The sequence below is a fragment of the Aminobacter sp. P4_D5 genome (genome assembly GCF_056401815.1).
The window spans coordinates 1-514 of record NZ_JBFUIP010001426.1 but is presented as its reverse complement, the minus strand read 5'-3'; the positions used below and the strand labels follow the sequence as shown (position 1 = coordinate 514).

The 514-nt window shown below is 70.4% G+C and carries 1 protein-coding gene; it reads left to right on the top strand.

Translation table 11 applies throughout. The features are described 5' to 3' along the window. The coding region (locus tag AC1DWF_RS38780) for an adenosine deaminase family protein (protein ID WP_476843703.1) at nt 1-514 on the top strand (514 nt) is incomplete at both ends.

The window sequence follows — 514 nt, the reverse complement described above, 5'->3', positions numbered from 1 at the left end:
CGACTATCGCGAGACGGACCGCCCGCCGGAGCTCTTCTGGAAGGCCTGGCGCATGGCGAAGCAGGGGGGCTTCCGGCTCACCGCCCATGCCGGCGAGTTCGGCTGCCATCCCCGCAACGTCGAGACCGCGCTGGACCTGCTGGGCATCGAGCGCATCGACCACGGCTACACCGTCCTCGAGGACCCCGAGATGGGTGCGCGCTGCGCCGAACGCGGTGTGCTCTTCACGGTGGTGCCGACCAATTCCTACTACCTGCGGACCCTGCCGCCCGAGCGCTGGGCACAGGACCACCCGATCCGCCGCATGCCCGCCGCCGGGCTGCTCATCCATCCCAATACCGACGACCCGCCGCCCCACCAGGTCACGCCCACGCGCTGCTGGCGGATGATGGTGGAGGATTTCGGCTTCGGCCTGGCCGACCTGCGTGGCTTCATGCTGAACGGCATCCGCGGCTCCTTCCTGCCGGAGCCCTCGCGCCGGCACCTCGAGGCCGCCTTCGCCGAGGAGTTCGAC